Here is a 7,668-nt window from a genome sequence, read left to right on the forward strand (position 1 = left end):
GCATCGCTCGAACGCCCAAATATTTCCAATCGATACACCATGAACGACCTAGGCTAAAAAAGAATCCTGCTCGCAAAAGTATAGCAGATCTCGATCCGCAGCAAAAAACGGGGCAAAAAATGCCCCGTTTCTGCATAGCTAGTTTGTTTTACTGTTGTTGCCAGAGCGCTGGCACATTGGCAGGCTCCCAGCCTACAAGCGAGGTGTGGGCTTGCAAACAGGTATAGTTTTTGCCAGCATAACTGACTTTTGCGCCAGCTGCATAGGCCGTGTTGGGCTGCCAAGCGGGCGTGCCCGTGGTTGGTGTGGCGGTTGGATTTGGCCGTGGGGTCGCGGTTGGGTTGGGAACGCTAGTTGCAGTTGGATTTGGCCGTGGCGTGGCGGTTGGGCTATTGGCTGGCGTGCCATAGGCTTCCAACTCGAACAATGAAACGCCCCATTCAGTAGCCTTGGCGGTGGTATAAACCCGCAGATAGCGTCCAGTTCCATTGAGGCTCAAGTTATCGCTGCCGCCATCGCCGTTGCTAGTGCTATAGATCGTTTGCCAATTGTTGGCATCATTGGAAACCTGCACCTGATAGCCGCGTGCATAGGCTGCTTCCCAATTGAGAATCACCCGATTCAAGGCATAGCTGCTGCCAAGATCGACTTGCAACCATTGGGGATTGGTCCACGCACTCGACCAGCGAGTTGAATTATTGCCATCAACCGCCAAGCTTGCGCCATAGCTGCTGGCTTCAGTCGATGAAGCGGTGGCGTTGCGGCCACGAGCGATATTCGTGCCATTTGGATTTGGCGTTGGCGTTGCGGTCGGGCCACTATTGCCCATCACCGTGTCGTAAATTGTACTTACCAGCGAGGTGCTGTCTTTGGTGTCTTGCGACATTTCCCAATACATAATTCCAGCAGCGTGGGTAAGCAAATATTGGGTTTTGCGGCGAATCGTGGGCTGGCCGTTGTAGCAACCATATACGCCATTGACCGTCGCGCAATCGCGGTTGGCGTTATCACGGTTGGCGGCAACTGCTTGGGCATAGGTGAAGCTTTCGCCTGGCCGCGCATAGAATGGCACGCCAAGCACAGCTTTCGAGGCGGGCAAGCCGCGATTAAGCCAAAAATTCAAACTATTGATCGACCAATCGTAGTTGGCGTGCGGTTCGCCACCATCGTAGGCCATAATATTCAGCCAATCGACATAGCCAAACACATCGGCGGCCACGCCATCGGCAGCAGAACCATCGGAAACCACGGCGGCGGTCAGCAATTTGCCTCGGCTATGCATTGCGGTCGATAAGCCGCTCATCAAGGCCGAATAATTGCCAGCAGACGAAGCCTTGGGATATTCCCAATCAATATCAACCCCATCAAGATTATATTGATTGACGAAATTGACCATATTATTGATAAAATTTGCACGTGCGGTTGGGCTAGCACCCAAAGCCTCAAACGTAGCATCAACCGAGCTGCCGCTCCAGCCACCAACCGAAATAAAGACCTTAACATTGTTGTTATGCGCCAAAGTCACCATCGATTGCAATTTGCCTGGGTTATCCAAACTGCGCAAGCTGCCATCGGCGTTGGCCAATAAAAAGGCATAATTGATATGGGTGATTTTGCTATATTGGATGCTATTCACATCACCTGCCCACGAAGGCATATAGCCAATACTCTTAAAACCGTTGGGCAAGCTCGCTGCCCGCGCCGCTGGAACCTGCCGCGCCTGAAGATTGAATACCAAAAAGAGCAAACAAACAATACTTATCATTGCAAAACGCCAACGGGCCATACACTGATCCTCCTACAACTATGGAGTCGGCTTGCTGCTTCGTAATTTCATTGAAATTACTTAATAACACCTTAGCATAGGCCAATCGGCGCTGTCAAGCACTTTCTTAAAAAAGTTTTATATATCTTTATTTGGGATGGTTGGATGCTGAAGCTATGGCGCGGTTAGCGGTTGCAAGATGGCTAATAATCCGCTTAGGCCATCGCTTGGCGGGAGTTTGGCAATGGGGCTAAGTTGCAGCCACGTTGTACGAACCTGATTCACCAGCTCAAGATTATGAATATCGCCACCATACCAACGTTGCCAGAGCAACAAGGCATAGGCCGAGCGCAAAACTGGCGCCCGCACGCGCACACTCAGCGGGCTATAACGAGCTGGATGCAAATGCACACGCTGCTCAACAGCATCGCCCCAACGCAACACCCAATTTGAACTATCGCTCAAGGTTAAAAGCTGATAGTGGTCGTTGCTTGCCAACCATGCTGCATACTCGGCTTCAGTTTCAATCCCATGTTGCTGGAGTTGGGTCAACACTTGGCCGTTGATTTGGGCTGGCGTTAATGCGCCGAGATACAAATCCATCTGGGAATTGCCGATTTTTTGCAGGCCTGCGAACAACCCTGTTTGCGTGCCATAGTGGAAGCCTGCGAGGGTTTGCAGCGCCCAACGGGCATGATGTTTCCAGCAATTTAAACTCGTCTGAAGCGCCATCATTCACCTATGCTATACTCAACCAACCCTACTTACTACAAGGATCGGCCTATGTCACAATTTATCGATCTGAGCCACACTGTTGAAGCTGGCATGATAACCTACAAGGGCCTGCCAGCCCCAATTATCTGCGATTTTCTGAGCCGCGAAGCCTCACGCAGCGTCTATGCAGAAGGCACCGAATTTCACATTGGCAAAATTGAGTTAGTTGCCAACACCGGAACCTACATTGATAGCCCGTTTCATCGTTTTGCCGATGGCAAGGATTTAGCCGAATTAACATTAACCCAAATTGCCGAACTTGAGGGTGTGCTGATTCGCCATGATCTCACCAATGGGCGGGCAATCGAGGCTTCAGCATTTGCTGGGCTTGATCTCAAAGGCAAGGCGGTGTTGGTCAACACCAATTGGGCGCAACATTGGCGCACCGACCAGTATTTCGAGGGCCATCCGTACTTAACAGCGGCGGCAGCTGAGTATTTGGTACAGGCGCAAGTCACCTTGGTTGGCATCGATTCATACAATATTGATGATACTGCCGATGGTAGGCGGCCAGTGCATACCATATTATTGGGCAACAACATTCCGATTGTTGAGCATCTTTGCCAGCTTGAGCAACTGCCAAATGCGGGCTTTCGTTTTTCGGCAGTGCCGGTAAAAATCAAGCAATTTGGCACATTTCCGGTACGCGCCTATGCGCGGCTTAACGAGGATTGAAGATGAACGAACAACCAAGCTACGATACGCCCTTGCCACTGTTTGTCTATGGCACGTTGCGCACTGGCGAATACAACTGGAAAATCTATCTTGAAGGTAAAACCCGCAGCGAAACTCCAGCGATTGTGCAGCAACACCAACTGTATGCCAACCGCTACCCATATATGATTCCAGGCGAAGGCACTGTGGTTGGCACGTTAGTCGAAATTGAGCCAGCGCTGTACGAAGCAGTCATGCGCGACATCGATGAGCTAGAGCAATTTAGCCCCGCTGGCAATAGTTGGTATTTGCGGGTTGCACGCTATGTTGAGGTTGGCGAGCACCAGGTTTTAGCCTGGATGTATTATGCCAGTGAACGAGTTAGCCAACATCTAACCAACGATCACTGGATTGTTGATGGGGATTGGGTAGGCTGGAATCGGCAGCATAATCAAGTCTAAGGGGTCGGGGGTCAGGGGCTGGGGATCGGGTAGCTGTTCAATCCCCAGCGGCTTTGCAACCCCAACATATGTTCCGTATAGCCAAAAGCCCATAGCCTCTAGCCAATTTCCCTTCGTGCTCTTCGTGCTCTTCGTGGATCAAAACTTCGCCTGCTTCGCGCTCTTCGCGGTTGCGCTGCGAGGGATCGGGGGTCAGGGGCTAGGGATCAGTTCCTTTTGCCAAAAGCCTGATCCGCTCTGCGCCTCTGCGTTAAAACCTTTCTTCGTGCGCCTCGCAATTTCGAAACATCGCATTCTTAGCGATTTAGTTGCTAATTCCTTCCCACTGAAATCTAATCCTTTATCAATGATTCTCATCCCTTCCGTCCCTCCGCTGGAGGGAAACGCTGGGGGTTTTCAGCCCCCAGCACCCCCAAATGTTTCTCCGTGGATTGTTTTAGAGCTTCCTTCACCCTAAACTTCGCGATCTTCGTGATCTTCGCGGTTTCTTCTCTTCGTGGATCAATAGCGAGAATGTAGTTTTACCAGTTATTCAAACGCTGAACCAAAAAATCTAGTCTTTCGTCGGAAATTCCTTGCCGATACCAAGCATAAATGTACGTTACGACATCTGGATCGAGATCCAACGCGAAATAGAAATAATCGGCCATTTCGCGCCCAAGGCCAAGGCTTTTGAGAATATGCAGGATTGCTGATGGTTGCCAATTCTCATTATGTAATCTAACAATTAATGCTTTGATCGTTTCAGGATTTTGTTCACTCATAACAACTCACTTTCTATCCGCGACCAAAAAAATACGTTACAAGCCTATGTTCTATAGCATATTGATCATCACGATCAAATGGATAAACAAAGGAGCCAATACTCCAAGGCAAAATTCGTTCGCCACCTAATGATCTTTGTGTACGCAATGGATCATCACGATCAAGAATATAAAAGAATTTAGCGTGACAAATACTCAAGTATTGCATTTCTGAAATTACCGCTGGAACACTGGCATAGATAATTCCTAGCTGATTCGCTTGATTCAGTTCAGGTTGATAATTCATAATCATATCTCTTGATAAATTATTAATTCTAATAGACTGAAATCGCTCAATCTCAGCAATTATATTGATAACATATTGATCAGGATCAAAAATGGTTAATATTTGCATAGCAATCTTTCTTTAATAATATACTGGTACATTGCGTTAACCACCGACTGATCCCCTCACCCCAACCCCGCTCCCGTGGCGCGGGCGAGGGGCTTTAATGCCATGGTTCTTGCGCAATGCGTCGGGGAAAGCGCGGGTACTCCCCTCGCCCGCGTTCAGTGGGAGCGGGGCTGGGGGTGAGGGCATGCCACGTGTTGCCAATCTAATGAACCAGTATATATAGCCTATAGCCTATAGCCAATTTCCCTTCGCGGTTTCTTCCCTTCGTGCTCTTTGTGCGCTTCGTGGATTAACCAGCGACGATGCTTGACGTGAGCAACAAGCTTGACTAAACTCAAACCTTGAAGCCGAGTTTACGATTCACAGCCTTCGGGCAGGGAGACTCTATGCACAACGTTGTGGTTATTACAACGGGCGGCACAATTTCCACCAAACGCACACCGCAATGGAGCGGCGCAGTTCCAATGCTCAAAGGCGATGATTTTTCGGCCATGCTGCCTCGCGGCGAATTTAACGTCAGCTTTCAAGATTTTACCAACTTGCCAAGCAGCCATATAACCCCAACCATGGCGCTTGATTTAGCGCAACGAGTCAATAGCCAATTGCTGGGCGAGGCCGATGGCGTGGTCGTGACCCATGGCACCGATACCTTGGAAGAAAGCGCCTTCTTATGCGATTTATTGATCGATTCGAATAAACCAGTGATTTTTACTGGCTCGATGCGAATTGCCACCGATGTTGGCTATGATGGCGTGACCAATCTGACCGGCGCAATTCGCGCTGCTGCCGCCCCGCAAACCCGTGGGCTGGGCGTGATGGTCGCCTTCAACGATCGCTTGTTCTCGGCAGCAACCGTGCAAAAAATCGATTCGCAAACAGTTGATGCCTTTGATGCACCTGGCTTTGGCCCGATTGGCAGCTTAACTGGCGCAACTGTGCGCATCAATCATCAGCCCAGCGGTCGCCACTATATTCCCTGTTCGCGCTTGGCCGAACGCGTCGATTTGATTTATGCCACCCAAGGAGCCGACGATCGTCAATTGCGCGCTGCCATCGACACCAACTCGCAAGGCATTGTGATTGCAGCGTTTGGCGGTGGGCGCGTGCCGCCATGGTGGCTGCCAACCATTCAAGAAGCGCTCAACAAACGAATTCCGGTGGTGGTAACGACGCGCTGCTTGAAGGGCATTTGCTACGACGAATATGGCTATGTTGGCGAATATCACGATCTCAAACGATTGGGCGTTATGTTTGCCCAGCAACTTTCGCCAGTTAAAGCCCGCATCAAATTAATGGTCGCTGTGGGTGCTGCCGCTCATCCCCAAGAATTACGCGATTGGTTTGCTGAATAATCAAATTCAGCTTAAACAAAAGCGCCCTGCACCATCAAAAACATGGGCAGGGCGCTGTGCTATTTAACTTTATAAACTAGGAAATCTGCCAGCTAAGGCATTGGCAATATTAAATGGATCGCTGGCAACAACGGTTGCTGCATAGAGTTCCATCGCCCCAATATCCGAGCCACGGCTGTTGGGGTCGCCGCGATCAACAATTCGCACAATGGTTGGCAAGTTTGCCCACGATTCAGGGGTGTCGGTCAGTGGCGGCAGGGTCATGCTCACATTGAAGCTTTGCACGCCCAACTCAGTCACAAAACAATCGAGCACGTGGTAGAGCGATTGGGCTAATTCTTGCGGATCATTGCCAAACAGCACAACCTCTTTTTCCTTAACTGGCGTGAGCGAAACAAAGCCATAGGTGTTGTCGCTATGAATATTGAGGCTCAAACCTAAAGCTCGATGCACCCGCCAAACATCTTGGAAATAATTGCTGTTGTTTTGCAGCTGATATTGCTCAGCAGTACGCCGCAACATCTCGACCTTGGGATAGGCCATCCCATGCGAAACTGACATTTGGGCGTGGCCGTGAATGACCGATGCGCCCGAACGCCAGAGACTATTCCAAATAAAGAATGGATAGATCGCTTGCGGATCGGCGCTATGCACCGCATCGAACCAACGCCCAGCAGTCTGAATATAATCCTCAACCCGTTCGAGATTGAAATTCAACGGATTATGTTGATCGAAGATCAGCACGCCATGCCAGCCATCGAATTTGGCGACGTTGGAAGCGCTGAGGCAATAGCGCCCGCGCACACGGCCAAAACGATCTTCTGGGGTGCCACTTTCAGGCGTACAAAAACCCGCTTCATCCTGCGGGCCAGCACTAGCAGCAATAATCTGATCAATATCCGATTGATAGCGACCTTGTTGCGGGCGCAGCCCACGAATCCGATTAAAAATTGCTCCATCGAGCGTCCAGAGGTTGGTCACCCGAATAATTTCTTGATGCAAGACAGCTTCGACACTGCCAAAAGCGCGTTCAATCCAGCCATGCATTCGGTCTGGTGGATGAATTGTGCCATGGCTCACATCAACGCGGAACAGTTGTCGCCACAGGGCAGCAACCGAGGGCGGCAAGCCCGCCACCAAACGCGGCAGATGAGTGATCACGGCTCCTCCGTGGTTATTACTAAAGAAGGCTTCTTCAAACGAATCCATAGTCCACAGCGACTCACGAACGCTCATTCGCGTCTCCATAGCTAGCGCGTGGCCGACGCGCTGCACGACTGACGAGGGCTCGGCGATATAGTTCATCGTAGCGTTGCGCCGAACGTGCCCACGACCAATCACAGTGCATCGCCCGCTTAACTGCGGCCTGCCAGAGTTCTTGGTGTCGATACAACTCTAGGGCACGCATCATCAGTATGTCACCATTTCGCCGTAGCGGCTGATGCGGGACAATAGCGATCCAACGCGATGGGTGGCGGAGGCCCATACCATTGCCCAATCGCGT

8 protein-coding genes are annotated in these 7,668 nt (G+C 50.5%); 3 read left to right on the forward strand and 5 right to left on the reverse strand.

What is annotated here, in order from left to right:
- Nucleotides 1-148 precede the first annotated feature (148 nt).
- Together JOD20_RS10670 and JOD20_RS10675 are read right to left on the reverse strand one after the other, a co-directional pair.
- Complete coding sequence (locus tag JOD20_RS10670; protein ID WP_204755260.1) at nt 149-1,786, reverse strand: glycosyl hydrolase family 18 protein; 1,638 nt, start codon at nt 1,784-1,786, stop codon at nt 149-151.
- A 153-nt stretch (nt 1,787-1,939) separates the two neighbouring features.
- The gene (locus JOD20_RS10675) at nt 1,940-2,500 is read right to left on the reverse strand and encodes a hypothetical protein (RefSeq protein ID WP_204755261.1); all 561 of its coding nucleotides are present in this window, start codon (nt 2,498-2,500) and stop codon (nt 1,940-1,942) included.
- A 48-nt stretch (nt 2,501-2,548) separates the two neighbouring features.
- Here JOD20_RS10675 and JOD20_RS10680 point away from each other — a divergent pair, with 48 nt between their 5' ends.
- Both JOD20_RS10680 and JOD20_RS10685 read left to right on the forward strand, forming a co-directional pair.
- Complete coding sequence (locus JOD20_RS10680; protein WP_204755262.1) at nt 2,549-3,214, forward strand: cyclase family protein; 666 nt, start codon at nt 2,549-2,551, stop codon at nt 3,212-3,214.
- 2 nt (nt 3,215-3,216) lie between these two features.
- Nucleotides 3,217-3,654 (forward strand): gamma-glutamylcyclotransferase family protein, encoded by a 438-nt coding sequence (locus JOD20_RS10685; RefSeq protein ID WP_204755263.1) that lies wholly within the window; start codon nt 3,217-3,219, stop codon nt 3,652-3,654.
- Nucleotides 3,655-4,175: 521 nt separating this feature from the next.
- On the opposite strand, the gene JOD20_RS10690 is transcribed toward JOD20_RS10685, so the two are convergent.
- Both JOD20_RS10690 and JOD20_RS10695 read right to left on the reverse strand, forming a co-directional pair.
- On the reverse strand, nt 4,176-4,418 hold the full coding sequence (locus JOD20_RS10690; RefSeq protein WP_204755264.1) for a hypothetical protein: 243 nt from the start codon (nt 4,416-4,418) through the stop codon (nt 4,176-4,178).
- 13 nt (nt 4,419-4,431) lie between these two features.
- A complete protein-coding gene (locus tag JOD20_RS10695) occupies nt 4,432-4,812 on the reverse strand; it encodes a hypothetical protein (RefSeq protein WP_204755265.1) in 381 nt (126 codons plus the stop codon).
- A gap of 386 nt (nt 4,813-5,198) precedes the next feature.
- Here JOD20_RS10695 and JOD20_RS10700 point away from each other — a divergent pair, with 386 nt between their 5' ends.
- Nucleotides 5,199-6,164: an asparaginase gene (locus JOD20_RS10700; RefSeq protein WP_204755266.1), complete on the forward strand. Its 966-nt coding sequence runs from the start codon at nt 5,199-5,201 to the stop codon at nt 6,162-6,164.
- Nucleotides 6,165-6,233: 69 nt separating this feature from the next.
- Here the strand turns inward: JOD20_RS10700 and JOD20_RS10705 are convergent, their stop codons facing one another.
- The gene (locus JOD20_RS10705) at nt 6,234-7,400 is read right to left on the reverse strand and encodes a hypothetical protein (RefSeq protein WP_204755267.1); all 1,167 of its coding nucleotides are present in this window, start codon (nt 7,398-7,400) and stop codon (nt 6,234-6,236) included.
- Between the last annotated feature and the right edge of the window lie 268 nt (nt 7,401-7,668).

The organism is Herpetosiphon giganteus (assembly GCF_016907925.1).
Classification (GTDB): Bacteria; Chloroflexota; Chloroflexia; order Chloroflexales; family Herpetosiphonaceae; genus Herpetosiphon; species Herpetosiphon giganteus.